Raw genomic sequence first — 26,563 nt, 5'->3', positions numbered from 1 at the left:
CGGGCCGATACCCCTTGGCCGCCTTTTGCTTAGGCTGGGTCGAACCGCAGGGGCGCTTCCCAGAAGGTCTCCACCAGGTCGTGTTGAGCGCCGGGACGGCCGGTGGTCAGGAACAGCCGACCGCCGCCGGCGCCCGGGTCATATTCCGGGTGGCGCTCCAGATAGGCGGCCAAGGCCTGGGCGGTGGCGTCGGGCTGGTGGATCAGCGGCGTGCCCGGCCGCAGGGCGGCGCGGAAGATATCGGCGATGATCTCGTAGTGGGTGCAGCCGAGAATGGCCCGGTCGGGGGCCCGTCCGATCCGCGCGGTGATCTGGGCCACATGCTTCTCCACCTCGGCGGCCAACTGCACCGCCCCGGCGTTGGTCTCGATCATCCGGGCGAGATCGGGGCAGGGCTCGACGAAGACGGCCACGTCCTGGCGGCGCTTGTCGATCTCGATCTCATAGACGCGGCTGAGCGCCGTGGCCGGGGTGGCGAACACCGCCAGCACGTCCAGCTTCTCCACCTTGTCGCCGCGCCGTTCGGCCTCATGCTCCCAGGGAAGGCCCGTGGCCGCCTCGATGGTGGGCACGATCAGCCCCAGCACGTTCACCGGACGGCCCAGCTCCTGCCGGCGGACCGGCAGCCAGGTCTGCTGCAGGCGTCGCAGGGCGATGGCCGAGGCGGTGTTGCAGGCCAGCACGACTAGGTCGCAGCCGGCGGCGAACAGCCGCTCGCACCCGGCCCGGGTCAGCTCCACGATCTCCTCGCCCGGCCGGCCGCCATAGGGGGCGTTGGCCTGGTCGGCCAGATAGACGAGGTCGGCGCTGGGAAAGCGCTCGACCAGCTTGCGGTGGACGGTCAGGCCGCCCACTCCGGAATCAAAGACGCCGATGGCCATGGAGGGGGATTAGCCCTCGTCCGTCCCTGAGGCCAGGGGGGATGGCGCAGGCTGATGGACCTGGGGCCGACGTAACATTACAACCCTGTCATGTGACGTGGCGCCGGGAATGACTAAGGTCGCCGCCAAATCCCTTTCAAGCCTCGGAGTTTTCATGGACCGGCGCATGTTCATGGTCGTTTCCACCGCCGCCCTCGGCGCTGCGACCCTGCCGCTTCCCGCCCTGGCCGCCACCGGCGCCCCCCTGCTGGCGCCCTGGACCGGCCCCTATGGCGGCGTACCCGCCTTCGACAAGGTGCAGGTGGCCGAGTTCGCCCCGGCGCTGGAGGCGGCCATGGCCGAGGAGCTGCGCGAGGTGGCGGCCATCGCCGACAATCGCGCCGCGCCGACCTTCGACAACACCATCGCGGCCCTGGAACGCTCGGGCCAGGCCCTGGACCGGGTCACCACCTATTACGGCATCTGGGGCGGCACCCTCTCCACGCCGGAGATGCGCGCTGTCGAGACGGCCATGGCGCCCAAGCTGGCCGCCCATGGGGACGCCATCCTGCAGAACGCCCGGCTCTTCCAGCGCATCGAGGCCGTCTATGAGGGCCGCGAGGCCGCCGGCCTGACGCCCGAGCAGTCGCGGCTGACCTGGCGCTACTGGAACCGCTTCGTCCGCGCCGGCGCCAAGCTTGACCCCGCCGCCAAGGCCCGGGTGGCCCAGATCAACGGCGAACTGGCCCAGGCCTTCACCACCTTCAGCCAGAACCTGCTGGCCGATGAAACCAACTACGTCCTCTATCTGAAGACCGAGGCCGAACTGCGCGGCCTGCCCGCCGATGTCCGCGCCGCCGCCGCCGCCGCCGCCGAGGAGCGGGGCCGTCCAGGCGAGTTCGCCATCCTCAACACCCGGTCCTCCATGGATCCCTTCCTGACCTATTCGGAGCGGCGGGACCTGCGGGAAAAGGTCTGGCGGACCTATTACAGCCGCGGCGACAATGGCGACGCCCATGACAATAACGGCGTCATCCAGACGATCCTGAAGCTTCGCGCCGAGCGGGCCAAGCTGCTGGGCTATGAGACCCACGCCCACTGGCGCCTGGAAGACGCCATGGCCAAGACGCCCGAGGCGGCCATGGAGCTGATGCTGCGCGTCTGGCCGGCGGCCACCGCCCGGGTGGCCGAAGAGGTGGCCGAGATGCAGGCCATCGCCGACGCCGAGAAGGGCGGGGTCAAGATCGAGCCCTGGGACTATCGCTTCTATGCCGAGAAGGTGCGGGCGGCCCGCTACGACCTCGATATGAACGAGGTGAAGGCCTATCTGCAGCTCGACAAGCTGGTGGACGGCATGTTCTGGGTCGCCAGCGACGTGTTCGGCATGGACTTCCAGCCGGTCACCGGCCTGCCGGTCTATCACCCCGACGTGCGCGTCTGGGAGGTCCGCCGCGGGGGCGAACATCTGGGCCTGTTCTACTTCGACCCCTATGCCCGGGCGGGCAAGCGGTCGGGCGCCTGGATGAACGCCTATCGCAGCCAGCAGAGGATGGATCAGACCATCACCCCCATCGTCTCCAACAACTCCAACTTCGTGAAGGGCGCGCCGGGCCAGCCGGTGCTGATCTCCTGGGACGACGCCACCACCCTGTTCCACGAGTTCGGCCACGCCATCCACGGGCTTTTGTCCAACGTCACCTATCCCAGCCTGTCGGGCACCCGGGTGCCGCGGGACTATGTGGAGTTCCCGAGCCAGGTGCTCGAGGCCTGGCTGCCCACCCGCCAGGTGCTGAACCGCTTCGCCCTGCACCATGTGACCGGCGAGCCCATGCCCCAGGAGCTGTCGGACAAGATCGAGCGCGCCTCGACCTTCCGCCAGGGCTTCGAGGTGACCGAGTTCATGGCCTCGGCCCTGATCGACATGAAGCTGCACCTGGCCGGCGACGCCGATATCGATCCCGACGCCTTCGAGCGCGAGGAGCTGGCCAAGCTCGGCATGCCCGCCGAGCTGCCCATGCGCCACCGCACGCCGCAGTTCGCCCACATCTTCTCCTCGGACGGCTATTCGGCGGGCTATTATTCCTACCTCTGGGCCGAGGTGCTGTCGCAGGACGCCACCGAGGCCTTCATGGAGGCGCCGGGCGGCATGTACGACCAGGCCGTGGCTCAGCGCCTCATCGCCCACGTCCTGTCGGTGGGCGACACGGTGGACCAGACGCAAGCCTACCGGGCCTTCCGGGGCCGCGACGCCGATGTGGGCGCCTATCTGCGGAACAAGGGCTTCCCGGTCACCTGACGGGGCGAGGCGCGCAGCGGGCTTCGAGGCGCGCTGCGCTGGCGCCTGCGCATGAGGCGGCGGGGCTCGACTTCACCGCCCCTTGAACTGTCCCGGGCGGCGCTCGTTCACCGCGCGCACCCCTTCGGCGAAGTCCTCGGTGGCCCGCAGAAGGGTCTGCTGTTCGTGCTCGTGGGCGGTGGCCGCGCGCACCGCCTGGGCGAGCGCCGCCCGCGTGGTCCTGCGGGTGGCGACCACCGCCAGGGGGGCGTTCTCCGCCAGTTCGGCGGCCAGCGCGAAGGCCGACTGGCGCAGCTCCTCATGGGGGACCAGCTGGTCCACCAGGCCCCAGGCCAGGGCCTCGTCGGCGCGGATGCGACGCCCGGTGAGGAACATCAGATCGGCCCGCTGGGCGCCCACCACCCGCGGCAGGGTGTGGGTGAGGCCGAAGCCCGGATGGAAGCCCAGCTTGACGAAATTGGCCGAGAACCGCGCCTCGGGCGAGGCCACCCGGAAGTCGGCCACCAGGGCCAGGCCCAGGCCCGCCCCCACCGCCGCCCCCTGGACGGCGGCGACGACCGGCTTTTCCACCGAGAACAGCCGTACGGCCTGATCATAGAGCTCCGAGACTCCGCCCATGCCCGCCCCGCCGATGCCGGTGGGCGAGGCGAGGTCGGCGCCGGCGCAGAAGGGCTTGCCCTCGCTGGCCAGCACGGTGGCGCGCACCGCCGGGTCGCGATCAAAGGCCAGCAGGGTGTCGGCGATGTCGCTGACCAGCTCCACCGAGACATGGTTGGCCGGCGGCCTGTGAAAGATCAGCTGGGCCACATGGTCCTGGACGCTGATGACGAGATGGTCGGCCTTGCTGCTCATTTGCGGGTTCCCAGAAGATTGCGGGCCACCACCCACTTATGGACTTCGGTGGGGCCGTCATAGATGCGCATGGTGCGCAGGCGCGAGGCCATGAGCTGCAGGGGCAGCTCCTTGGTCATGCCCATGGCGCCAAAGGTCTGCATGGCGTGGTCCACCACCTCCCATGCCATTTCCGTGGCGTAGGCCTTGATCATGGAGATCTCCACCCGGGTGTCGCGGCCCTGGTCCAGCTTCCAGGCGCAGTCATAGGTCATCAGCCGGGCCGCATGGATGCGGGTCGCCGCATCGGCCACCCACCACTGAATGGCCTGGCGCTCCGACAGCGGCGCGCCGAAGGTGGACCGCTGGGGCGCGTATTCGACCATCATGTCCAGCGCCCGCTGGGCCATGCCGATGGACCAGGCGGCCATTTCGATGCGTCGCGTGCCCAGCCGGATCTGCATGGGGGCGAAGCCCGCGCCCTCCTGGCCCAGCAGCTTCCAGCCTTCCACCCGGCAGTCCTCCAGGACCACCTCATAGGTGTATTGCCCGCCGATCATCGGGATGCGCCGCAGGACGTTGAAGCCCGGCGCGTCGCGATCCACCAGGAAGGCGGAGACGCCGCCGCGGGCCTTCTTCTCGGTGTCGGTCACGGCCATCAGTATGGTGAAGTCGGCGTCGGCGGCCCGGGTGATCCAGATCTTGCGGCCGTTGATGATCCAGTCGTCCCCGTCGCGGACGGCCTTGGTGGTCATGGCCGCCGGATCGGCGCCGGCGCCGGGCTCTGAAATGCCGATGGCCGAGACGGTCTCGCCGCGCACATAGGGCGCCAGATAGGCCTCGCGCTGGCGCTCGTTCACCGTGGCCATCAGCATGCGCAGGTTCGGGCTGTCGGGCGGCAGGGTGTAGGGGACGATGGTGCGGCCCATCTCCTCGCCCACCCCCACCATGGCCACATAGGGCAGGTTCGACCCGCCCACATCCTCCGGCGCGTCGAGGCCCCACAGGCCGAGCGATTTGGAGACCTCGTCGAGGCGGGCCTGCTCTTCGGGGGCCAGGTAGAGACCCTTGCCCTCGGCCTCCCGGGCCAGGACCCCGGCCTCCAGCGGCGTCAGCTCGTCGCGGACGAACCGGGCGGTCAGCTCCTTGAGCATCCTGTGCTCGTCGGACAGCTGAAATTCCATGGCCTCCTCCCTCTACGTCATGCGGTCTCGTCGCTTGGCGCGATCTCTCCGGCGCAGCATAAACACCGGCGAGAACCATAAGGGAGGATCGCCGTGGCGGAAGGCAAGCAACTGGCGGCGGAGGCCACCGGCCCGCTCAAGGGCCTGCGCATCCTGGACCTGACCAGCGTGGTCTTCGGCGCCTACGCCACCCAGATTCTGGGGGACCAGGGAGCCGATGTGATCAAGCTGGAGGACCCCGGCTCGGGCCGCGGCGACGGGGGCGACATCATGCGCTGGGCGGGCCATGTGCCCGAAGGCGCCCCGCGGGACCTGGGCCCCATCTTCCTGACCATCAACCGCAACAAGCGCTCCGTCCTGGTGGACCTGCGCGACGGCGCCCTGCGCCCGGCCCTGGAAGCGCTCATCGCCACCTGCGACGTCTTCGCCGCCTCCATCCGCTACGAGGGGCTCAAGCGCCTGGGCCTGGACTATGAGGCGGTGAAGAAGATCCGGCCCGATATCGTCTATGTCCATGCCGCGGGCTATGGCGCGGAGGGGCCCTATGCCGGAGAGCCGGCCTATGACGACCTGATTCAGTCGGCCTCAGGGCTCGCCGATCTCCTGCCGCGCACCGATGGGAACGAGGTTCCGCGCATCCTGCCGACCCTGGTGGCCGACAAGGTCTCGGGCCTCTTCATGGCCCAGGCGGTGACCGCCGCCCTCTTCCATCGCCAGCGCACCGGGGAAGGCCAGTTCGTCGAGGTGCCGATGCTGGAATGCGTCACCAGCTTCAACCTGGTGGAGAACCTCTATGACCACGCCTATGAGCCGCCCACCGGCCAGTGGTCCTACCAGCGGGTGACCAATCCCAACCGCAAGCCCTTCCGCACCCAGGACGGCTATATCGGCCTGCTGCCCTATACCGACAGGCAGTGGGACCAGTTCTTCGCCGTGGCCGGCTGGGGCGAGACCGTGGCCAAGGACCCGCGCTTCTCCGATTACGCCCAGCGCGCCAAGCACACCCGCGAGCTTTACGGCCTGGTGGAGGAGGTGACCGCCACCAAGACCACCGCCGAATGGCTGGACCTGCTCAAGGGCCTGTCCATCCCGGTGCAGAAGACCAACCGCTTTGAAGACCTGGAGGCCGATCCGCACCTGGCCGCCGTCGGCCTCTTCGAGCGCTACGACCATCCGCACCTCGGCCCCTACAAGGCCATCCGCCCGCCGGTGAAGTTCGAGAAGACGCCGTCCAACATCCGTCGCCACCCCCCGCGCCTGGGCGAACAGACCGAAGAGGTCTTCGCCGAGGTCCGGGCGCGCACTTCGCCGGAGTAGCTAGGGCAGCAGGCCCTGGGCCTTGAGGAAGACCCGCAGGTCCCCGCCCTCGAACAGGACGCCCTGGACGCCGGCGGCGGCGGCGGCCTGCATGTCGCCCGCCTTGTCGCCGATCATGAGCGAGGCCGCCCGGTCCACGGGCCATTCGGCCATGGCGCGGAGCAGCATGCCGGGATTGGGCTTGCGGTCAGGCGGGTCGGGGTGGCGATAGCGCGCTTCGGCGGCGTCCGGATGGTGCGGGCACCAGTAGAAGGCGTCGATCCGCGCCCCGTCCCGCGCCAGGTCCTCACCCATGCGGGCGTGCAGGGCGTGCATGTCGTCTTCGGTATAGTAGCCCCGACCGATCCCCGACTGGTTGGTGACCACGAAGACCCACCAGCCGGCCCGGTTGAAGGCCGCCACCACCTCGCGGGCGCCGTCCACCCAGGCGAAGTCCTCCCAGCGGGAGACATAGCCGTGGTCGATGTTCAGCACCCCGTCCCGGTCCAGGAACAGGGCGGGTCGCATCGGCCTTTCGACGAATTCGGGCATGGTCTGGCTCTTGCGCGGCGTTTGGCGGCGCGGTTGTTTCACAAGGCGGCCCCTGCGGTCTATGGTCTTGCCGCAACATCCGGAGTTCGCCCTTGACCCTTTCCCCAGCCGCCGCCCCCGTCCTGGCGATCGACGATCTGAAGGTCACCTTCGACACCCATGACGGGCCGGTGGCCGCCGTGCGCGGGGTCAGCCTGCAGGTGGCCCGGGGCGAGACCCTGGGCGTGGTGGGGGAGAGCGGCTCGGGCAAGAGCCAGACCTTCATGACGGTCATGGGTCTGCTGGCCCAGAACGGCCGGGCCACGGGCTCCGTCCGGTTCCAGGGCGAGGAGATCCTGGGCCTGAAGCCGCGGGCGCTGAACCGCATCCGCGGCTCGAAGATGACCATGATCTTCCAGGACCCGCTGACCGCGCTCACCCCTCACGTGAAGATCGGCGAGCAGATCGCCGAGCCCTTGCGCCTGCATCTTGGCCTGTCGGGCGCAGAGGCCATGAAGCGGGCCAGGGAATGGCTGGAAAAGGTCCGCATCCCCGACGCCGCCCGCCGGCTGAAGCAATTTCCCCACGAACTGTCGGGGGGCATGCGCCAGCGGGTGATGATCGCCCAGGCCATGGCCGGCGGCCCCGAACTGCTGATCGCTGATGAGCCCACCACCGCCCTGGACGTCACCGTGCAGGCCGAGATCCTCGACCTGATGGCGGAGCTGGGGCGCGAGACGGGCACGGCCATGGTGCTGATCACCCACGACATGGGGGTCATCGCCCGACTGGCCGACCGGGTCTGCGTGATGAAGGACGGCCAGTACGTGGAGGAGGGTCCCGTGCGGGACATCTTCTCCGCCCCCAAGACCGCCTATACCCGCAACCTGCTGGATGCGATCCCGCGCCTGGACCGGGCCGACCGGGGCGGGCGGCCGATGATCGCACAGGTCCCGGCCGACGCGCCGGTGGTGGTGGAGGCCAAGGACATGCGGGTCTGGTTCCCCATCCGCCAGGGCCTGCTGGGCGGCGAGCGGCAGCTTCGCGCGGTGGACGGGGTCTCCTTCCAGGTGCGTCGGGGTGAGACCCTGGGCGTGGTGGGCGAGAGCGGGTGCGGCAAGTCCACCCTGTCGCGGGCCGTGCTCAACCTGATCAAGCCCACGGACGGCGCCGTGACCCTCATGGGCCGCGACATCACCCAGGCCGAGCGCGAGGCCCTGCGCGCGGCGCGCAAGGACATGCAGATCGTCTTCCAGGATCCCCTGGCCAGCCTCGATCCCCGCATGACCATCGGCGATTCCATCGCCGAGCCCCTGAAGATCTTCCGACCGAACCTCAGCCGCGATGAGCGCGACGCCGAGGTGGCGGCCATGATGGCCCGGGCCGGCCTGGCCCCGGATCTGATCAACCGCTATCCGCACGAACTGTCCGGCGGCCAGAACCAGCGGGTGGGCATCGCCCGAGCCATGATCCTGAAGCCCAGCCTGGTGATCTGCGACGAGGCGGTCTCGGCCCTGGACGTGTCCATCCGCGCCCAGATCATCGACCTGCTGATCGAGCTGCAGAAGGAGATGGGCCTGGCCATGATCTTCATCAGCCACGACCTGGCCGTGGTGCGCGAGATCAGCCACCGGGTCATGGTGCTCTATCTGGGACGGGTCATGGAGCTGGCCGAGCGCGACCGCCTCTATGCCGACCCGCAGCACCCCTACACCCAGGCCCTGTTGTCGGCGGCCCCCATCCCCGATCCGGACCGGGAGCGCAGCCGCCAGCGCCTCAAGCTTACCGGCGAGCCGCCCAGCCCCATGGATCCCCGGGCGTCCCTGCGTTTCCTGCCCTCGCGCCTGACCCTTGATCCGACCGCGCCCATCTATGTGCCCCAGCTGAGCGAGGTGGCGCCGGGCCATCTGGTCTCGGAATTCGACGCCGACTGGGCCACCCGCGGCGGCTGAGGCGCGCGTCCGGCGTTCGGTGCGACGCCGGCTGGCAACCAGCCGGAAACTCTTGAGGCGTAGGTTGGGCCCATCTCAACCCCGTCGAGTATCGCCTTCATGTCCGGCCTGCAGATCGAGGTGGTCCGTCCCCAGGACCTGACGCCGGCCAGGCTCGCCCGGTGGTCGGCGCTCCAAGCCGCCCAGGGACCGGACTTCGACAGCCCCTTCCTGTCGCCCCACTGGGCGCGGGCGGTGGAGCGGGCCCAGGGCCGCGCCGCCGGCGACGACCGGGGCGTGCGTGTGGCGGTGGTCCGCCAGGGCGAGGCCGATGTCGCCTTTCTGCCCGTCCAGGTCGCCGGCCTCACGGCCCTGCCCGCCGGCGCGCCGCTCTGCGACTATCAGGGCCTGGTGGCCGCGCCGGGGCTGGAGATTTCCGCCCGTGACCTGGTGGCCGCCCTGGGGGTGCAGCGCCTGGACTTCTGCCACATGCTGGCCGCCTCCCAGCCCTTCGCCGCCTTCGGCCGCGGCTCCGACCGCTCGCAGGTGGTGAGCCTGGCCCACGGCTATGAGGCCTATGCCGCCGAGCGCCGCGCCGCCGGCGTCGGCCTCCTCAAGGATTGCGACAAGAAGCGCCGCAAGGTCGAGCGCGAGGCCGGGCCGGTGGTCTTCACCCCCTTCTCGCGGGCCGGCGCCGACTTCGACCAGCTGGTGGCGTGGAAGCGCGCCCAGCTGCGCGCCACCGGGCAGTTCGACATCTTCGCGCCGGGCTGGACCCAGCGCCTGTTCCGCGACCTGTTCGCCAGCCGCGATCCGGACTTCGGCGGGGCGCTCTTCACCCTGCATATCGGCGGGCGGCTGGCGGCGGTTCATCTGCATCTGCGCGGCGGCGGCGCCATCCACGCCTGGATGATCGCCCACGAGGCCGAGTTCGAGCGCTATTCCCCCGGCCTGCTGCTCTTCCAGGACATCCTGCGCTGGATGGAGACCACGCCCTATCACCGGCTGGATCTCGGAACCGGCGACTACCGGTTCAAGCGCGAGCTTTCCAACACCCAGGTGGAGGTGGCCCACGGCTTCGTCGGGGTCCGCTCCCCCGCCACCCTGCTGCGCCAGGCCGCCTATGGCCTGCGCCACGCCGCCGAGGCCCTGCCGCTGGGCGGGGTGTCGCAGCTGCCGGCCAAGGCCATGCGGCGCATGGATCGCCTGCGCGGCCTGCGCTCGGCCTGACATTGCCCGCCCCGGCGGCGAAGGATAGGTTGCGCCCCTTTCCGCCGATCCGCTGGCGGCCTCCCCGGACAGACCCCGCCTCATGAGCCTATCCATCGACGACATCCGCGCCGCGGCCGACCGGCTGAAAGGCCATGTGGAGCGCACGCCCTGCCGCCTGTCGAAGACCCTGTCGGACATCACCGGCGCCGAGGTCTGGGTGAAGTTCGAGAACCAGCAGTTCACCGCCGCCTACAAGGAGCGCGGGGCGCTCAACAAGCTGATGCAGCTGACCGACGCCGAAAAGGGCCGCGGGGTCATCGCCGCCTCGGCGGGCAATCACAGCCAGGGCCTGGCCTATCACGCCGCGCGGCTGGGCATTCCGGTGACCATCGTCATGCCCAGGTCCACCCCCTTCGTGAAGGTGCAGCAGACCCGCGCCTTCGGCGCCGAGGTGGTGCTGGAGGGCGAGGGCTATGACGACGCCTCGGCCCATGCGCGCAAGGTGTGCGAGGACCGCGACCTGGTCTTCGTCCACCCGTTCAACGATCTGGACGTCATGGCCGGCCAGGGCACGGTGGCCCTGGAAATGCTGGAGGACGTCCCTGATCTGGACGTGCTGCCCATCCCCATCGGCGGCGGCGGGCTGATCGCCGGCTGCGCCACGGCGGCCAAGCACCTGAAGTCCGACATCCAGGTGGTGGGGCTGGAGCCAGCCATGTACCCCTCCTTCACCGCCCGGATGCGCGGGGTGAACGGGGCCGGCGGAACCGGCGGGGCGACCATCGCCGAAGGCATCGCGGTCAAGCAGGTGGGCGATGTCAGCTACAGCGTGGCCCGTCCCTTGATCGATGACGTCCTCCTGGTGGAGGAGCCCTTCTTCGAGCGCGCCGTGGCCCTCTATTGCAATGTGGAGAAGACGGTGGCCGAGGGCGCCGGCGCCGCCGCGCTCGCAGGCCTGCTGGCCTATCCGGAGCGGTTCCGCGGCAAGAAGGCCGGTCTGATCATCACCGGCGGCAATATCGACACCCGTCTTCTGGCCTCGGTGCTCACCCGCGAACTGGTCCGCGACCAGCGCCTGGTCTCCTTGCGCATCGTCGGCGACGACCGGCCGGGCCTCCTGGCCAATGTCTCGGCCCTCATCGGCCAGATGGGCGCCAACATCATCGAGGTGGCGCACAACCGCCTGGCGCTGGACGTGCCGGCCAAGGGGGCGGAGTTCGACATCATGATCGAGACCCGCGACGCCCAGCACACCCAGGAAATCATGGACGCCCTGCGCGAGCGGGGTTATCCGCCCCGGGCCGTCTGACCTCCCTTCAGGATCGCCCCATGATGACCCGCCCGATCTTCGGCCCCGCCCTGGCCTTCGCCCTCGTGCTCGGCCTTGCGGCCTGCGGCGGCTCGCAGGCCGGCGAAGGCGCGGAGGCGGCCAAGGCCCACATGGCCAAGAACGCCCGCAAGGACGGGGTCGTCACCCTGCCTTCGGGCGTGCAGTACGAGATCGTCCGCTCCGGCCCGGCCGAGGGGCTGAAGCCCGGCCCCCATGACGAGGTCAAGGTCCACTATGAGGGCCGCCTGGTGGACGGAGAGGTGTTCGATTCTTCCTATGAGCGCGGCGTGCCCGCGGCCATGCCCCTGCAGGCCCTGATCCCGGCCTGGATCGAGGTGCTCCAGCTCATGCGGCCCGGCGACGAGTGGCTGATCACCGTGCCGCCGGAGATGGGCTATGGCGAGCGCGGCCAGGGGCCGATCCCGCCCGACAGCGTGCTGATCTTCCGTATCGAGCTGATCGACGTCCTGCCGGCGCCCGGCCGCGTCCAGCAGGGCTGAGGCTCAGACCACTTTTTCAAGGACGCCATAGAGGCGGGCGGCGTCGATGGGCTTGGCCACATGGGCGTCCATTCCTGCGGCCAGGAGCGCCTCCACCTGATGGGCCATGGCGTCGGCCGACAGGCCGATGATCGGCGTGGGCGCCAGCCCCTCCGCCTGTTCCCGGGCGCGGATCCGCCGCGTGGCCTCAAGCCCGTCCATCACCGGCATGCGGACGTCCATGAGCACCAGGTCCCAGGGCTGGGCGGCCCAGGCCTCCAGGGCCTGAGCCCCGTCCTCCACGATCTGCGGCTCGACGCCCAGGGGCGCCAGCAGGGCGCGCAGAACCTTCTGATTGATCGGGTTATCCTCGGCCGCCAGGACCCGCAGGGCGGCCAAGGGCGCGCTCGCGTCCCCCTCGGCGGGGTCGGGGCCGACAGGGGCCTCCGCGGGCGCAGCCTCGACCTTGAGCTCGCGCACAGGGTGCAGGGGCAGTTCGACGATGAAGCTCGCCCCCTGGCCGGGCGCGCTTTCCAGGCGCAGATCGCCGCCCATGAGCCAGCACAGCTGACGGGCGATGGCCAGGCCAAGGCCGCTGCCGCCATGGCGGCGCGTGGTGGAGGCGTCCAGCTGCGAGAAGCGCTGAAAGAGCCGGGCCTGATCGGCCGGCGCCAGGCCCGGGCCGGTGTCGCTCACCACCAGGCGCAGGCCCCTCGGCCCCGCCCCGGCGCTGAGCCGCACCTCGCCGGCCGGGGTGAACTTCACCGCGTTGGACAGGAGATTGTAGACCACCTGGCGCAGCCGGGTGGGGTCGCCCTGGACGGTCGCGCGCGCCTCTGCCGCCACCTCCAGCTTCAGGTCCAGGCCCTTCTCCGCGGCCAGGGGCAGGAAGGCCGCGCGCGCATGGCTCAGCAGTTCGGCCAGATCGAAGGGGATGGATTCCAGCTCCATCTGGCCGGCCTCGATCTTGGAGATGTCCAGCACATTGTTGAGCAGGGCGGTGAGGGCCTCGCCCGACTGGCGGATCACCTCCAGCCGCTGCTGCTGGATGGGATCGAGGGGGCCGCGGGCCATGACCTGGGCCATGCCCAGCACGCCGTTCAGGGGGGTGCGGATCTCGTGGCTCATGGTGGCCAGAAAGGTGCTCTTGGCGGCGTTGGCCGCATCGGCCTTGGCCTCCTGGGCCTGGGCCTGGCTGAGCGCCAGGGCGAGCCTGCGCTCCACCGCCTCCCGGTGGAAAGCCGCCTGCAGCACATAGGCGAACATGCCGGTCACCGCGATCAGGGCTGCGGCGCTGGCCGGCAGGCCGTCGTGGCCGGGGGTGAACAGGAGGCCCGTGATCAGGGCGCCGGCCGTGGCGCCCAGGGCGGCGAGCGCGACGGGACGCGAGGCGGTCAGCTCCGACCCGGCGCTGAGCGCGATGGCGGCCGACATGGCCATGGCGGCGATCAGCGCGGTGGGTTCGCCCTGGATGAGGAACAGGGCCGGCAGGGCGGCGTAGGCGGCGGTTCCGGCGAAGGTGAAAGCCGCCAGCCCGATCTCATGCCGCCGCCCGGGCGCCGGAAGCCTCAACAGGCCGCGGCAAACAAGGTCGCTCGTCAGGCGGAAGGCGAGGTTCACGGCGAACCAGGTCAGGACGACGGGACCGGGCAGCCAGGCCAGGGCGCCCACGGCGGCCAGGGCGGTCAGCGGCAGGATCATCCGGGCGTCCCGCTGACGCAGGCGCGCCAACTCGACAAAGCCCGGCTCGGCCCCCACGCTCATGACACCGCACTCCGGCCGCACGGGCGGCCCGCTACCCCTCAGACGTGTTAAGCTTAAGCGGCGCCGCTTAACGGCGAATGAAGCTGAACTTCGCGGCGCCTGAGCGCCTGGGGTATTGGTGCGGCGGCGAGCGCTGGAGCCGGCGCGTCGCAAGGTCTAGGCTGGTCCCATGTCCCCTTCCAGCGCCCCCGACCTCACCGCCCGCGCCCTCGACATTCTGGAGCGGCTGGTGGCCTTCGACACCACCTCGCGCCTCTCCAATCTCGCGCTCGTGGCGTGGGTGGAGGCCTATCTCGACACCCACGGCGTGCCCCACCGGCGGGTTCCGAACGGGGAGGGGGACAAGGCCAATCTGATGGCCACGATCGGGCCGTCCATCCCCGGCGGCGTCGTCCTGTCGGGCCACACCGACGTGGTGCCCGTGGACGGCCAGCCCTGGACCAGCGACCCCTTTCAGGTCACCCCCCGGGACGGCCGGCTCTATGGGCGCGGGACCTGCGATATGAAGGGCTTCCTGGCGCTGGCCCTGGCGGCGGTTCCAGACCTTGCGGCCGCCCGGCCGCAGAAGCCGGTGCACCTGGCCTTCTCCTATGACGAGGAGGTGGGCTGCCTCGGCGCGCCGGACATGATCAGGGTCATCGCCAGCGAACTGCCGCGCCCGGCCCTGGTGGTGGTGGGCGAGCCCACCAATATGGAGGCGGTGAGCGGCCACAAGGGCATCACCACCTTCCGCGTCGTGGTCACCGGACACGAGGCCCATTCCAGCCAGACCCAGCTGGGCCTGTCGGCCAACATGGTCGCCATCCGGCTGATGGGCGTCCTGTGCGACCTGGCCGAGCGGCTGGAGCGGGAGGCCGATCCCGCCTCGCCCTTCACGCCGGGCCACGCCACGCTCACGGTGGGCCAGGTCCAGGGCGGCACGGCGGTGAACATCCTCGCGCGGGAGTGCGTCTTCCTGTTCGACCTGCGCAGCCCGCCGGGGCTCGACCCCATGGCGGTGCTGGAACCCTTCTTCGAGGCCGCGCGCCAGGCGGACCTGGCCATGAAGTCGCGGTTCCCCCACACCGGGGTGGCGGTGACGCGCCGCTCCCATACCCCGCCGCTGGCGCCGGAAAAGGACGGGGCGGCCGAGGCCTTCGCCCGCCGCCTGGCCGGGGACAATGGTCCGGCGCGGGTGGTGGCCTTCGCCGCCGAGGCGGGCCAGTTCCAGGAGGCCGGATTCTCCACCGTGATCTGCGGCCCCGGCTCCATCGACCAGGCCCATCAGCCCGATGAGTTCGTCGAGGTTTCGCAGATGGAGCGGGGCGGGGCCTTTATGAGCCGCCTCGTCGACTGGGCCGCAAGGGGCGAATGACCGGGCGGCGGCCCCGCAGGTCCTGGGGATTCCAGGTCCAGCGGCGGGCCAGGGCGAGCGCGCCCACGCGCCGGCCAGCCTGCACCTGACGCCGGGCGCGCCAGACCGGACCCAGGCCCGCCAGGGCGGCCTTCAGGGCCTTCCAGGTGATGGCCGCCTGCAGCCGGCCTTCCTTGCGGGTGGCGATGACGCCCACCGCCAGCAGGTGCAGGGGCAGGACCAGCGGCAGCCACAGCCCCGGGGTGTCCTTGATCAGCACCCAGAACCGGTTGCGGACCCCGTGGAAGACGGCGAACTGCGACTTGGGTCCGCCGGAGGTGGCCGAGCCCTCATGCGCCACCACGGCGGAGGGGACCAGCAGGGTGGGCTCACCGGCCAGTTGGAGGCGGTAGCCGAAGTCCACATCCTCGCAATAGCAGAAGAAGCTCTCGTCCAGCCCGCCCAGGGTCAGGAACAACCGCCGGTCCACCATCATGGCCGCCCCGCAGGGGGAGAAGACCTCGCCCTCGGCGGTGTCGCCCGGATCGGGGTTGAGATAGCCGCCGCGGTAGGGGATGGCCGGCGCCGACATCACATCTCCCAGTCCGTCCAGCAGGCGCCGGTCGGCGGCCATCACCTGGCGGGAGGTGAAGGAGGCCACCTTGGGATGTCGCGCCGCGGCGCCCGCGAGCGCCTCCAGCCAGTCGGGATCGGGATAGGCGTCAGGATTGAGCAGCACCAGCCAGCGCCCCAGGGCGGTGCGCGCGCCCAGATTGACCCCGGCGGCGAAGCCCAGATTCGCGCCGGCCTCCACCAGCCGGGCGAAGGGGTGGGCCGCGGCGCAGGCCTGGGCCTCCCCCTGGGGCGAGGCGTTGTCCACGATGATCAGCTCGAAGTCGCGCCAGGTCTGGGCGGCCAGGGCCTGGACGCAGGCGGGCAGGCTGGCGGCGCTGTTATAGGCGACGATGACCACGCTGAGCGCGGGGGGCGCCTTGCCATCGCCGGACGCCTCGTTCATGCGGGGGCCTCGTTCCAAAGTTCCACGACGAGTTCCATGACCGAAATCACCCCCCTCGCCCTGCCTGAGGTCCTGCTTATCACGCCCAAGCGCCATGGCGATGCGCGGGGCTGGTTCTCCGAGACCTGGAGCCGCAGGACCCTGGGGGCGGCCGGTCTCGACTGCGACTTCCTGCAGGACAACCAGGCCTTCAACGCCCGCAAGGGCACGGTGCGCGGCCTGCACTTCCAGACCGGCCCCCATCCCCAGGCCAAGCTGGTGCGGGTGCTTAAGGGCGCCATCTATGACGTGGCGGTGGATGTGCGTCCGGGCTCGGCCACCTTCGGCGCCTGGGTGGGGGCGAGGCTCACCGCCGAGCGGGGCGAGCAGCTCTTCGTGCCCCGGGGCTTCGCCCACGGCTATTGCACGCTCAGCGACGACACCGAGCTTTTCTACAAGGTGGACGGTCTCTACGCCCCCGAGTGCGAGGGCGGCGTGCTGTGGAACGATCCAGACCTGGCCATCGACTGGCCGGTGGCCGCCGAAGAGGCCGTCACCTCGGACAAGGACAAGGTCCTGCCCCGCCTGAAGGACATGCCGGAGGCCCGCTTCTGATGACCCGCCCGACCCCAGAAACCGACAACGAACTGGTGGAGATCCTCAATCTTGAGCCGATCGACCTGGACCTCTATCGCGGCTTCACCCCGGCCCGGGACGGCCGTCGCATCTATGGCGGCCAGGTGGTGGCCCAGGCGCTGACGGCGGCCTATCGCACCATCGAGGGGCGGCTCTGCCACTCCATGCACGCCTATTTCATCCGGCCGGGCGATCCCTCCGTTCCCATCCTCTTCCAGGTGGACCGGGCGCGGGACGGCGGCACCTTTTCGGTGCGCCGGGTGGTGGCCATCCAGAACGGCAAGCAGATCTTCAATCTCGCCGCCTCCTTCCAGGTCCCGGAGGCCGGCTTCGAGCATCAGGACCGCGCCCCCGACGTCCCGCCGCCGGAGGCGCTGCTCAACGAGGAGCAGCTGCGCGAGGCCGACGGCCTGCCCCCCCGCGACCGGGAGTGGCCGGTGGAGGTGCGCCCCATCGATCCCCAGCGCCATGGCCAGACCGAGCCGATGGCCCCGCTCTACAATGTCTGGTTCAAGGCCCGCCAGTCGGTGGGACCCGACGTGGCGGTCAATCAGTGCGCCCTGGCCTATGGCTCGGACATGAGCCTGCTGGACGCCAGCCTGCGGCCCCATCCTGTCCCCCACGGCGAACTGCAGGTGGCGAGCCTGGACCACGCCCTGTGGTTCCACCGGCCCAGCGACTTCTCCGACTGGCATCTGTATGTGGAGGACAGCCCCTCGGCGTCTGGCGGACGGGGCTTCAACCGCGGTTCCATCTTCGATCGCCAGGGCCGGCTGGTGGCCTCGGCCGCCCAGGAGGCGCTCATCCGCCATCGCCCCGGCGGTTGATCCGTGACAGTCTTCGCCCCGAACACCGGCGCGCAGCCGGGCCAGACGGGAGGACGGAGATGAGCGATCGGGTCAAGGTGGAGATCTCGGGCGGGGTGGCCGATGTGCGCCTGGTGCGCACCGACAAGATGAACGCCCTGGACGACGCCATGTTCTCGGCCCTGATCGAGACCGGCGAGGCGCTGAAGACCACGCCGGGCGTCCGGGCGGTGGTGCTTTCCGGCGAGGGTCGGGCCTTCTGCGCCGGGCTGGACATGGGCTCGTTCGCGGCCATGGCCTCGGGCGAGCGCCGCCCCAACACCGCCGATGGCCCGTCCCTGCTGACCCCGCAGCGGACGCCCGGCGGCTCCAACCGCGCCCAGCATGCCGTCATGGTCTGGCGCGAACAGCCCGTGCCGGTGATCGCCGCCATCCACGGCGTGGCCTTCGGCGGCGGTTTCCAGCTGGCCCTGGCCCCGGACATGCGCTTCGTCACCCCCGACGCCCGCATGGCGGTGATGGAGATCAAGTGGGGGCTGGTGCCCGACATGGGCGGGCTGGTGCTCATGCGTCACCTGGCTCGCGGCGACGTCATCCGCGAGCTGACCTATTCGGGGCGCATCTTCGATGGCGAGGAGGCCCTGCGCCTGGGCTTCGCCACCCGGGTCTGCGCCGATCCCCGGGCCGAGGCCCTGGCGCTCGCCCACGAGATCGCCGGCAAGAGCCCCGACGCCATCCGGGGCGCCAAGCGGCTCATTGAGCTCGCCGAAACCCCGGTCGACCAGCACCAGATCCTGCTGGCCGAGAGCGCCGAGCAGGGGGCGGTGATCGGCACGCCGAACCAGAAGGAGGCGGTGATGTCCAATGTGGAGAAGCGCCCCGCCGTCTATGCCGATTAAGGCCGCCCGCAGGGGCTCCGGCGACAGGGCCGGTCAGAGGACCGTTCAGAGGGCCGCCGCGTCCCACTCGGCGCGCACCTGGGGGTCGGTCTCGACGGCCAGGGCGCGGCTCCGCTCGGCGGCGAAGGCCTCGGGGGAAACGAGCTGCGACAGCGCCCAGACCGCGGCGCCGCGGACCACGGGGGCTGAGTCCTCCAGCCGCTGGCGCGCCACCGGGGCCATCTGGGGATCGGCGCTGTTGCCGACGGCGTAGAGCACGTTGCGCACGAACCGGTCACGCCCCAGGCGCTTGACCGGGCTCTGGGTGAAGAGGGCGCGGAAGCCCGCATCGTCCAGGGCCGCCAGGTCGGCCAGGCGCGGCGCCTTGAGCGCCTCGCGGGCGGCCAGCTTCGCCTCGCGGCCGCTCTGGGCGAACTTGTTCCAGGGGCAGACGGCCAGGCAGTCGTCGCAGCCATAGATGCGGTTGCCCAGGGCCTGGCGGAACGCCTGCGGGATGGGACCGGACAGCTCGATGGTCAGATAGGAGATGCAGCGCCGGGCATCGAGCTGATAGGGGGCGGGAAAGGCCTGGGTGGGGCAGGCGTCCTGGCAGGCGCGGCAGGATCCGCAGGCGTCCTCGCCTGGCGGGTCGGCGGCGAGATCCAGGGAGGTCAGGACCGAGCCGATGAACAGCCACGAGCCGAACTGACGCGAGACCAGATTGGTGTGCTTGCCCTGCCAGCCCAGGCCGGCGGCTTCGGCAAGGGGCTTTTCCAGCAGGGGGGCGGTGTCGACGAAGACCTTCACCTCGCCGCCGAACCGCTGGACCATCCAGCCGGCCAGTTGCTTCAGCCGCTTCTTGATCACCTCGTGATAGTCCGACCCCTGGGCGTAGACCGAGATCGCGCCCCGGTCGGGATGGTCGAGCACGGCCCGGGGGTCGTGATCGGGGCCGTAGTTCATCCCCAGGAGGACGGCCGAGCGGGCGCCGGGCCACATGGCCTGGGGGTGGGCGCGGCGTTCTGCGGTGGTCTCCATCCAGCTCATCTGGCCGTGCCGGCCCTTGGCGATGAAGTCGAACAGACGCTCGCCCGCCGCCCAGGGCTGGTCCGCGCGGGCCAGGCGGCAGTCATCGAAGCCCAGGCGCAGGGCCTCCTGGCGGATCAATGTCTCGGGCGAGACCTTGGTCGAGGCGGGCGTCGGGTCAGAAGTCGAGGTCGTCATAATGGGCCGCGGGCGCGAGCCCCGGCCATCGGTCGGCGAGCAGCGGGCGGAAGGCCGGCCGGGACTTCACCGTCATGTACCACGTCTTGACGGTGGAGAAGTCGCGCCAGGGCACATCGCCGAAATAGTCGATCACCGACAGGTGCGCCGCGCCTGCGAAATCGGCCAGGCTCAGCCGCCGGCCGGCCAGCCAGTCGCGCTCGGCCAGCAGGTGGGCGAGATAGGCCAGGTGGTGGCGCAAAGCCTCGCGTCCCCGCCGCAGGGCCGCCAGATCCGGGGCGCCCATGCGCAGCAGCCGCTTCTCCATCTTCTCGTGCAGCAGGAAGGAGCCCACCTCGTAGTCGAACTTGCGGTCGAACCATTGCAGCAGGCGGCGCGCTTCGGCCCGGTCGGCGGCCTCGCGCCCCAGCAGCGGCGGCTCGGGATAGCGTTCTTCCAGATGGTCGAGGATGGCCCGGCTCTCGCACAGGACCAGCCGGCCCTCGGGCGAGGTCTCCACCAGCACCGGGGTCAGGCCCGAGGGATTGAGCTCGGCCAGGACCTCGGGCTGCTCCCAGTAGCGGACCACCACATCCTCGAACACCAGGCGCTTTTCGCCGAGCGCCAGGCGAACCTGCCGCGAGGCCGGGTCCAGCGGGAAGTGATAAAGGGTGCGTTCGACGCTCATGGCCGGTTTCTGGCCGCGGACGGCCGGTTGGGACGAGGGAATCAGCTTAAGCGCCCGGCCGTCTTAAGGTCGCGTTTACGAACCCTCCAGGGGGCGATCTGCGGCGTCATGCCGCCCGCTGAAGGCCCCGGCGTGGGGACCCGCCCGCCCGCGCGGATCGGCATGGATCAGGATGTCGGCGGCGGGATAGCGCGCCAGCAGGCGCTGCTCGGCCTCCAGGATGATGCCGTGGGCCGCCTCCAGGGTCAGGGCGGGGTCAAGGTCCAGATGCATCTGGATGTGCACATAGGGGCCCGATGCCCGCGTCCGCAGCTGGTGGACGTCGCTCACCTGGGGGTCCTTGAGCACCAGGGCCACGATCTCGGCGCGGTCCTGCGGCGGCAGTTCGTGGTCCATCAGCTGGTCGGCGGCTTCCCGCAGGACGCCGATGGCGGCCCACAGCAGCAGCAGGCAGACCACCAGGCCCGCGGCCGCGTCCAGCCAGACGATCCCCAGCAGGAAGGCCCCGGCCACGCCGATCAGCGCCGCCAGGTTGGAGCCGAGGTCCGAAAGATAGTGCGCCCGGTCGCCGGTGACGGCCACCGATCGCGCCTTCTTGAGCACCTGGGTCTGGGCGTAGACGAGGCCGGAGGTGAGCAGGATGGAGACCGCCATCACCCCCATGGCCCAGCCCCCGGCGGCCATGGGCTCGGGAGAGATCAGCCGGCCGATGGCCTCACGCCCCACCAGGGCGGCCGAGGCGAAGACCAGGCCGGCCTGCATCAGGGCGGCGAAGGCCTCGGCCTTGCCATGGCCGAAGCGGTGCTCGGCGTCGGGCGGGGTGGCGGCGTAACGCACGGCGAACAGGGTGGTGAGGGAGGCCACGAGGTCGATGGCCGAATCGGCCAGGGAGGCCAGCACCGCCACCGATCCGCTCATGGCCCAGGCGCCGGCCTTCAGGGCCACCAGCACCAGGGCCACGCCCACCGACATCAGGGTGATGCGGCGGGTCAGGCGGGCGGCCTCCGCCGGGGTCAGCGGAGCGGGGGCCGCAGGCGCAGGGGCCAGAGGGTCGGCGGCGGTCATGGGGCGAGCCTAGAGCACGATCGGACCTGGCGAAATCAGATCGTGCTCCAGGACTCTGGAGCAGGTCTCGCCCTCAGGCGGCCTGACGGGGAACCGGGCCCACATAGACCGACTGGGGCCGGATCAGGCGTCCGCCGGCGATCTGCTCGCGGGCATGGGCCATCCAGCCGGCGACCCGCCCCATGGCGAAGACGCATGTGAAGGCGCTGGGCGGGAAGGCCAGGGCCTCCAGCAGCAGGGCGGTGTAGAATTCCACATTGGTGTCCAGGGGCCGGTCGGGCTTGTGGGCCTTCAGAATGTCCAGGGCGGCGGCCTCCACGGCCTCGGCGAAGGCGACGCGGCCCCCGCCCGTGGCGGCGGCGAGCGCGCGCACCGGTCCCTTCAGGGCGTCAGCCCGGGGGTCGCGCACCCGGTAGATGCGGTGGCCAAAGCCCATCAGGCGCTCCTTGCGGGCGAGCGCGGCCTCGATCCAGGCCCGGGCGTTCTGCGGGGCGCCGATCTCATCCAGCATCTCGATGACCGGGCCAGGGGCGCCCCCGTGCAGCGGACCCTTCAGCGCGCTCAGGCCCGCCAGGGCCGCCGAGGTGAGGCCCGCCCGGGTCGAGGCCACCACCCGGGCGGCGAAGGTCGACGCGTTCAGGCCATGGTCGCTGACCGTCACCAGATAGGTGTCCAGGCCCGCGACCTCCTCGGGCCTGGCCGGCGCGCCGTGCAACATGTGCAGGATGTCGGCGGCATGGCCGGCCTCCGGATCCGGCGCCAGGGGCGTCTGACCCGCCTGGACGCGCACCACCGCCGGGGTGAACACCGCCGGCGCCGCCACCAGCCTGAGCGCCGTGGCCAGGTCGTCGCCGTCCTCCAGCCGGGCCATGAGCGCGCGAACCGCCTCGACGGGCGTGCGGGTCGCCAGGTCGGCGTCCAGATGGGCCACCTGGGCGAACACCTCGGCGCGGGCCTGCCCCAGGGCGGGGGTGAGATCTTCGGGCAGGTCGGGGAAGAAGCCGTCGAACAGCAGGCCGGTCAGCGCTTCGAAGCTGGTCCGTCCAGCCAGATCGTCCAAGGAGCAGCCGCGGATGATCAGTCGGCCGGCCTGGCCGTCCACCTCCGACAGCACCGTGTGGGCGGCCACGACCCCTTCGAGGCCGTCGGGGGATGGGGATTGCGCTGCCATGAGAACCTCCGTTGCGAACTTTCGAGAGATCATGTTGCGACGCACCATTTGACGGTCAATCTTGATCAATATAATCAATATAAATGCCGGATTGGATCACGCGACAGGCCGCCTGCGCGCGGCTGGGGGTCAGGCCCCAGACCCTCTATGCCTATGTCAGCCGGGGGCGGGTCTCGATGCGCGCCGATCCGGCGGACCCCCGTCGCAGCCTTTATCGCGCCGCCGACCTGGACGTCCTGGCCGAGCGCCGCAGCCGCAGCCGCAAGCCCGCCGCCGTGGCCGCCGGGGCCATCGCCTGGGGCGAGCCGGTGCTGGACTCGGCCATCACCACGGTGGAGGGCGGCCGCCTCTATTACCGGGGCCGGGACGCGACGGTCCTGGCGAAGGACCAGACCCTGGAGGCCGTGGCCCGTCTGCTGCGGGGCGGGGACGGGGCGGCGCTGAAACGCGCCGAGCGGGGAGAGCCGCCGCAGGGCGACACCCTGGCCGCCCGCGCCTTCCTGGCCCTGGCGCAGCGGGCCGGCGTCGATCCGCCCGCCATCGGCCGCCATCCCCTGGCCCTGGCCGTGGAGGCGGCCACCCTGCTGGACGTCATGTGCGACGCCGTGGCCGGAGTCTCGGCCTCCGGCGCCATCCATGAGCGCCTGGCCCTGGCCTGGGGCTGCGGCGCCGACCGCAAGTCAGCCGATCTGATCCGGCGGGCCCTGGTCCTGCTGGCTGATCATGAGCTTAATCCCTCCACCTTCGCCGCCCGGGTGGCGGCCTCGACGGGGGCCTCATTGGCGGCCAGCGCGCTCGCGGGTCTGTCGGCCCTGTCCGGACCCCGGCACGGGGGCGCTGGCGAGGCCATGCGCCGCCTGGCCGACGACGCCCGGCGGCTGGGCGCCGAACAGGCCCTGGCCGAGCGGCTGGCCCAGGACCAGCGCCTGCCGGGCTTCGGCCACAACCTCTATCCGAACGGCGATCCCCGCGCCGCGGCCCTGCTGGAAGTGTTCGACCCGCCGCCCGCCCTGGCGCGGCTGCGCGTGACTGTGGAGGCGGCCACCGGCCAGGCGGCCAATGTGGATTTCGCCCTCGTCGCCCTGGCCGAGGCCCTGGGCCTGCCGGCCCAGGCGCCCTTCGCCCTCTTTGCGGTGGGACGCTGCGCAGGCTGGATCGCCCACGCCATCGAACAGGGGCAGGGCGGCGGCCTTATCCGGCCGCGGGCGCGCTATGCCGGGATGCGCCCGGCGGCGTCGGCCTGAGCCGGTTCGTCCAGGACCGGCGGCTGGGCGAACTGGCCGCCCTTGCGATAGCGGTAGAGATAGGAGCCCACCACCGCGTGCAGGGGGGTCGGCCGCACGCCCAGGGCCTCGAGCCCCGGCAGGGCGGGGTCGGCCACATTGTCCACCTTGAGCTGGGCCACCTGATCGCTGGTGAGCGGCGGCGGGAAGGGCGTCGCCGAAATCAGGTCGCCGACCTTGCCGACGAGCCCGGCGAGCGGGAAGGGCAGGGGGGCCAGGAAGCGGCGGCGCTGGGTTTCCTCGAGCACCAGTTCCATCACCTCGCGGAAGGACAGGATGGCCGGACCGCCCAGCTCATAGGTCTGGCCGGCGCAGGCCGGATCGCTCACCGCCTTGGCCACGGCGCGGGCCACATCGCCCACAAAGACCGGCTGGAAGCGGGTATGGCCGCCGCCGATCAGGGGCAGGGCCGGCGAGAGCACGGCCATGCTGGCGAACCGGTTGAAGAAGCCGTCGCCCGGTCCGAAGATGATGGAGGGCCGCAGGATCACCGCCTCGGGCAGGATTTCGCGGACAGCGGCTTCGCCCTCGGCCTTGGTGCGGGCGTACTTGGCCGCGCCCTGGGGATCGGCGCCGATGGCCGAAACCTGGACCATGCGGCCGATCCCCGCTTGGCGGGCCGCCTCGGCGATGTTGCGTGCGCCCTGGGTGTGCAGGCTCATGAACTTCTGGCGGCCGTTCTCATAGAGGACGCCCACCAGATTGACCGCCGCGCTGGCGCCTTCCAGGGCGCGGGCGACGGAGTCGGGATTGCGGATATTGGCCTGGACGATCTGGATCTGGCCCACATCGCCGGCCAGCTTCAGGTCGTTGGCCAGATGGGGGCGGCGCACCGCCACCCGGACGCGATAGCCGGCCCGGGCCAGGGCCCGGGTCACCTGACGTCCCACGAAGCCCGATCCGCCGAAGACGGTGACCAGATCCTGCATTGCCGCAGCCCGCTTTTCTTCAAGTCCCAGAGCCGCCCGGATAGACGATGCGGCGGCCCCTCGCAATCGAAGTCGCAAGAACTGCAAAAAGGTCCGTTGACGCCCGTCTGGCTTTTCCCTAGTAGTCCCGCCTCCCGATCCGACGGACGGGCCCAGGTGGCGGAATTGGTAGACGCGCTGGCTTCAGGTGCCAGTGGCTTAACGGCCGTGGAGGTTCGAGTCCTCTCCTGGGCACCACCGTTGGGTAGGTGGTTGTTCTGATTGATTTTCCTCAGGTTTCCCTGACCCCCGGCACACAAGGCTGGCACACACAGGGAAGCGTTTGCAGTGAAGAACACCCAGTATCTCATTCAGATCGGTAGCCGTTGGTATTGCCGCATCCGCTGGCCCAAGGAGGTCTGGGGGACGCTCGGCGGTGGCGCGTTCAAGAAGTCGCTAGGCACCGATAGTCGCGCCGAAGCGATCCTGAGGCTGCCCGGCGCGCTCCAAGAGTTTCAGGCGCGCGTCCAGAAGGCCAAGGCGCGACAGCTTGAAGCCAAGCCGCGTCCGCTGGGGGCTGGCGAGATCACCCTGCTGGTGTCGCGCTGGTTCGAGCAGGCGCAGAGCGCCTTTCAGCCCAGCACCAACGATCCCCAGGAGCGACGTGCCCGGAGCGCGCTCCTGGAGCAGAAGCACGAACAGCTCGCACGCAGGCGCGTCCAGCTGGGCGAGGGGGACTACTTCGCTCTCCACCCCATCGTGGACGGCCTGCTGACCCGCGCCGGGCTCAATGTGGACCGCGAGGACCCGTCCTTCGGGCTCCTGTGCCAGACCCTGATGCGCGCCTGGATCGCCCTTGAGGAGACGGCCCTGGGCCAAGATGCGGGGCGAGTTCGGGCGCAAGCCCGCCGACCCGATCCTGGAGGAGCTGAAGGCGGCCGAGCCGGGCGGGCGCACCGAGCCGGCAGCCAAGACGCTGGATAACCTCATCGCGGCCTATGGGGGGAGCGGGAGGGTGAACGCCTACCACCGTCGCCCAGAATATGTTACATATTCCTCTTGAAGGCGGGCATGAAATATGTAACATTCTTTCTGCGGTCGCCGCGGGAGAACAAAATGATGCCTGTGATTAGGATCAACGACGCCACCTTCGACGATTTGAGCGCGCTCAAAAGGTGGTTTGGAACGAAGACGCCCGGAGAAACCATCGACCGCATTGTGCGAGACGCGATGGAAGAACTTGGCATCGAGCGCGATGATGAGCCTGAAGTCGTTACCGCAAGGACCAGCACTGGTGCGATGGAGTTTGATAGCGCACCCGGTCTCACGTTCACCAAGCCGCTGGCAGCGTCGGTGAACGGCAAATCCATTCAGAGCCCACGGTGGCGGAGCATCCTGCTGGCAACGATCGCTCAAGTTAAGGCGAAGGGGTTTGACGGTGAAAAGCTCGTGCGAGAATTGAACATCCCCGCAAAGGCGAAACGCTACGAGGATGAAGGTTTCACTTATCATTCCGACCTTGGCATCTCGATCCAAGGACAGTCGGCGGTAGATGCTTGGAAGGAAGTAGATCGTCTCGCCAAGAAGTGGAACATTCCGGTAAAGGTTGAGTTCTGGTGGCGCCAAAACCCCAAAGCTCAATATCCGGGCCGGACGGGTGTGCTTCGTTCTGGGCAGTGATGCGGTGGGGGCAATACCGGTAGCGTTACCCTTCCACCCAAACTCAATGTGAAACCAGCCAAACGATTGAGGTCGCGGAGAGCGCCGGTCGGCCGGAGATACAGCCTGTCCGCCGATTGCCCGGAGCAGGCGCGGGGTGTAGGAACGAGCGCCTGGGCACAGGCCTAGGACACACGGGTGCACAGTGGTCGGGGAAACCCA

24 protein-coding genes and 1 tRNA gene are annotated in these 26,563 nt (G+C 70.2%); 14 read left to right on the top strand and 11 right to left on the bottom strand.

The genetic code is table 11. The features are described from left to right. Positions 1-29: 29 nt before the first annotated feature. Entirely contained in the window at positions 30-881 is an 852-nt protein-coding gene (locus V7D28_RS01350) for a glutamate racemase (RefSeq protein ID WP_333585555.1), read from the bottom strand. 154 nt (positions 882-1,035) lie between these two features. On the opposite strand from V7D28_RS01350, the gene V7D28_RS01345 reads away from it, so the two are divergent. Further along, a complete protein-coding gene (locus V7D28_RS01345; RefSeq protein WP_333585554.1) occupies positions 1,036-3,156 on the top strand; it encodes a M3 family metallopeptidase in 2,121 nt (706 codons plus the stop codon). Positions 3,157-3,228: 72 nt separating this feature from the next. On the opposite strand, the gene V7D28_RS01340 is transcribed toward V7D28_RS01345, so the two are convergent. Then, positions 3,229-4,008: an enoyl-CoA hydratase/isomerase family protein gene (locus V7D28_RS01340; RefSeq protein ID WP_333585553.1), complete on the bottom strand. Its 780-nt coding sequence runs from the start codon at positions 4,006-4,008 to the stop codon at positions 3,229-3,231. After that, positions 4,005-5,171 carry an acyl-CoA dehydrogenase family protein gene (locus tag V7D28_RS01335; RefSeq protein ID WP_333585552.1) on the bottom strand — a complete coding sequence of 389 codons (1,167 nt, stop codon included), beginning with the start codon at positions 5,169-5,171 and terminating at the stop codon, positions 4,005-4,007. The genes V7D28_RS01340 and V7D28_RS01335 overlap by 4 nt, the downstream gene beginning before the upstream one ends. 93 nt (positions 5,172-5,264) lie before the next feature. Here V7D28_RS01335 and V7D28_RS01330 point away from each other — a divergent pair, with 93 nt between their 5' ends. Further along, a complete protein-coding gene (locus V7D28_RS01330) occupies positions 5,265-6,488 on the top strand; it encodes a CaiB/BaiF CoA transferase family protein (RefSeq protein WP_333585551.1) in 1,224 nt (407 codons plus the stop codon). Here the strand turns inward: V7D28_RS01330 and V7D28_RS01325 are convergent, their stop codons facing one another. After that, complete coding sequence (locus tag V7D28_RS01325; RefSeq protein ID WP_333585550.1) at positions 6,489-7,019, bottom strand: D-glycero-alpha-D-manno-heptose-1,7-bisphosphate 7-phosphatase; 531 nt, start codon at positions 7,017-7,019, stop codon at positions 6,489-6,491. It abuts the gene before it with no gap. A gap of 92 nt (positions 7,020-7,111) precedes the next feature. On the opposite strand from V7D28_RS01325, the gene V7D28_RS01320 reads away from it, so the two are divergent. From V7D28_RS01320 to V7D28_RS01305, 4 genes are all read left to right on the top strand, one after another. Beyond that, a complete protein-coding gene (locus tag V7D28_RS01320; protein WP_333585549.1) occupies positions 7,112-8,950 on the top strand; it encodes an ABC transporter ATP-binding protein in 1,839 nt (612 codons plus the stop codon). Positions 8,951-9,049: 99 nt separating this feature from the next. Further along, on the top strand, positions 9,050-10,159 hold the full coding sequence (locus tag V7D28_RS01315) for a GNAT family N-acetyltransferase (RefSeq protein ID WP_333585548.1): 1,110 nt from the start codon (positions 9,050-9,052) through the stop codon (positions 10,157-10,159). A gap of 82 nt (positions 10,160-10,241) precedes the next feature. Beyond that, a complete protein-coding gene (locus V7D28_RS01310; protein WP_333585547.1) occupies positions 10,242-11,450 on the top strand; it encodes a threonine ammonia-lyase in 1,209 nt (402 codons plus the stop codon). 23 nt (positions 11,451-11,473) lie between these two features. Continuing rightward, the gene (locus tag V7D28_RS01305) at positions 11,474-11,971 is read left to right on the top strand and encodes an FKBP-type peptidyl-prolyl cis-trans isomerase (protein ID WP_442957884.1); all 498 of its coding nucleotides are present in this window, start codon (positions 11,474-11,476) and stop codon (positions 11,969-11,971) included. Between the two features lie 3 nt (positions 11,972-11,974). On the opposite strand, the gene V7D28_RS01300 is transcribed toward V7D28_RS01305, so the two are convergent. Beyond that, a complete protein-coding gene (locus V7D28_RS01300) occupies positions 11,975-13,714 on the bottom strand; it encodes an ATP-binding protein (RefSeq protein ID WP_333585545.1) in 1,740 nt (579 codons plus the stop codon). Positions 13,715-13,883: 169 nt separating this feature from the next. Here V7D28_RS01300 and argE point away from each other — a divergent pair, with 169 nt between their 5' ends. After that, the gene (gene argE / locus V7D28_RS01295; RefSeq protein ID WP_333585544.1) at positions 13,884-15,068 is read left to right on the top strand and encodes an acetylornithine deacetylase; all 1,185 of its coding nucleotides are present in this window, start codon (positions 13,884-13,886) and stop codon (positions 15,066-15,068) included. Here the strand turns inward: argE and V7D28_RS01290 are convergent. After that, entirely contained in the window at positions 15,028-16,065 is a 1,038-nt protein-coding gene (locus V7D28_RS01290; RefSeq protein WP_333585543.1) for a glycosyltransferase family 2 protein, read from the bottom strand. The two genes, argE and V7D28_RS01290, sit on opposite strands and share 41 nt — an antisense overlap. A 36-nt stretch (positions 16,066-16,101) precedes the next feature. Here V7D28_RS01290 and rfbC point away from each other — a divergent pair, with 36 nt between their 5' ends. From rfbC to V7D28_RS01275, 3 genes are read left to right on the top strand one after another with little or no spacing between them, the layout of a single operon-like run. Next, positions 16,102-16,659, top strand: coding sequence for a dTDP-4-dehydrorhamnose 3,5-epimerase (gene rfbC, locus V7D28_RS01285; RefSeq protein ID WP_333585542.1), 558 nt, complete (start codon positions 16,102-16,104; stop codon positions 16,657-16,659). After that, positions 16,659-17,507, top strand: a complete 849-nt coding sequence (locus V7D28_RS01280; RefSeq protein WP_333585541.1) for an acyl-CoA thioesterase — start codon at positions 16,659-16,661, stop codon at positions 17,505-17,507. The genes rfbC and V7D28_RS01280 overlap by 1 nt, the downstream gene beginning before the upstream one ends. Before the next feature lie 59 nt (positions 17,508-17,566). Then, on the top strand, positions 17,567-18,385 hold the full coding sequence (locus V7D28_RS01275; protein ID WP_333585540.1) for a crotonase/enoyl-CoA hydratase family protein: 819 nt from the start codon (positions 17,567-17,569) through the stop codon (positions 18,383-18,385). Between the two features lie 45 nt (positions 18,386-18,430). On the opposite strand, the gene queG is transcribed toward V7D28_RS01275, so the two are convergent. The 4 genes from queG to V7D28_RS01255 form a co-directional block, all read right to left on the bottom strand. After that, positions 18,431-19,588, bottom strand: a complete 1,158-nt coding sequence (gene queG, locus V7D28_RS01270; protein WP_333585539.1) for a tRNA epoxyqueuosine(34) reductase QueG — start codon at positions 19,586-19,588, stop codon at positions 18,431-18,433. Further along, positions 19,569-20,255 carry an FtsZ-binding protein FzlA gene (gene fzlA, locus V7D28_RS01265; protein ID WP_333585538.1) on the bottom strand — a complete coding sequence of 229 codons (687 nt, stop codon included), beginning with the start codon at positions 20,253-20,255 and terminating at the stop codon, positions 19,569-19,571. Before fzlA ends, queG begins: the two co-directional genes overlap by 20 nt. A gap of 75 nt (positions 20,256-20,330) precedes the next feature. Beyond that, positions 20,331-21,320: a cation diffusion facilitator family transporter gene (locus V7D28_RS01260; protein WP_333585537.1), complete on the bottom strand. Its 990-nt coding sequence runs from the start codon at positions 21,318-21,320 to the stop codon at positions 20,331-20,333. 73 nt (positions 21,321-21,393) lie between these two features. Then, on the bottom strand, positions 21,394-22,491 hold the full coding sequence (locus V7D28_RS01255) for a citrate synthase/methylcitrate synthase (protein ID WP_333585536.1): 1,098 nt from the start codon (positions 22,489-22,491) through the stop codon (positions 21,394-21,396). Positions 22,492-22,574: 83 nt separating this feature from the next. Between V7D28_RS01255 and V7D28_RS01250 the strand changes: the two genes are divergently transcribed. Continuing rightward, positions 22,575-23,735: a citrate synthase gene (locus V7D28_RS01250; protein WP_333585535.1), complete on the top strand. Its 1,161-nt coding sequence runs from the start codon at positions 22,575-22,577 to the stop codon at positions 23,733-23,735. Here V7D28_RS01250 and V7D28_RS01245 read toward each other — a convergent pair. Further along, positions 23,702-24,703, bottom strand: a complete 1,002-nt coding sequence (locus V7D28_RS01245) for a complex I NDUFA9 subunit family protein (protein WP_333585534.1) — start codon at positions 24,701-24,703, stop codon at positions 23,702-23,704. The genes V7D28_RS01250 and V7D28_RS01245 overlap by 34 nt on opposite strands. A gap of 150 nt (positions 24,704-24,853) precedes the next feature. Between V7D28_RS01245 and V7D28_RS01240 the strand changes: the two genes are divergently transcribed. The 3 genes from V7D28_RS01240 to V7D28_RS01230 all read left to right on the top strand — a co-directional run bounded on the left by V7D28_RS01240 (position 24,854) and on the right by V7D28_RS01230 (position 26,362). Next, positions 24,854-24,940: transfer RNA gene (locus tag V7D28_RS01240), tRNA-Leu, on the top strand. A 90-nt stretch (positions 24,941-25,030) separates the two neighbouring features. Then, positions 25,031-25,666: a DUF6538 domain-containing protein gene (locus tag V7D28_RS01235; protein ID WP_333585533.1), complete on the top strand. Its 636-nt coding sequence runs from the start codon at positions 25,031-25,033 to the stop codon at positions 25,664-25,666. A gap of 132 nt (positions 25,667-25,798) precedes the next feature. After that, a complete protein-coding gene (locus tag V7D28_RS01230; protein ID WP_333585532.1) occupies positions 25,799-26,362 on the top strand; it encodes a T4SS efffector SepA family protein in 564 nt (187 codons plus the stop codon). The last annotated feature ends 201 nt before the right edge of the window (positions 26,363-26,563 follow it).

Source organism: Phenylobacterium sp., from assembly GCF_036723115.1.
Lineage (GTDB): Bacteria > Pseudomonadota > Alphaproteobacteria > Caulobacterales > Caulobacteraceae > Phenylobacterium.
Note: the sequence above shows the minus strand (reverse complement) of the source record. Positions and strands in the feature narration are given on the sequence as shown.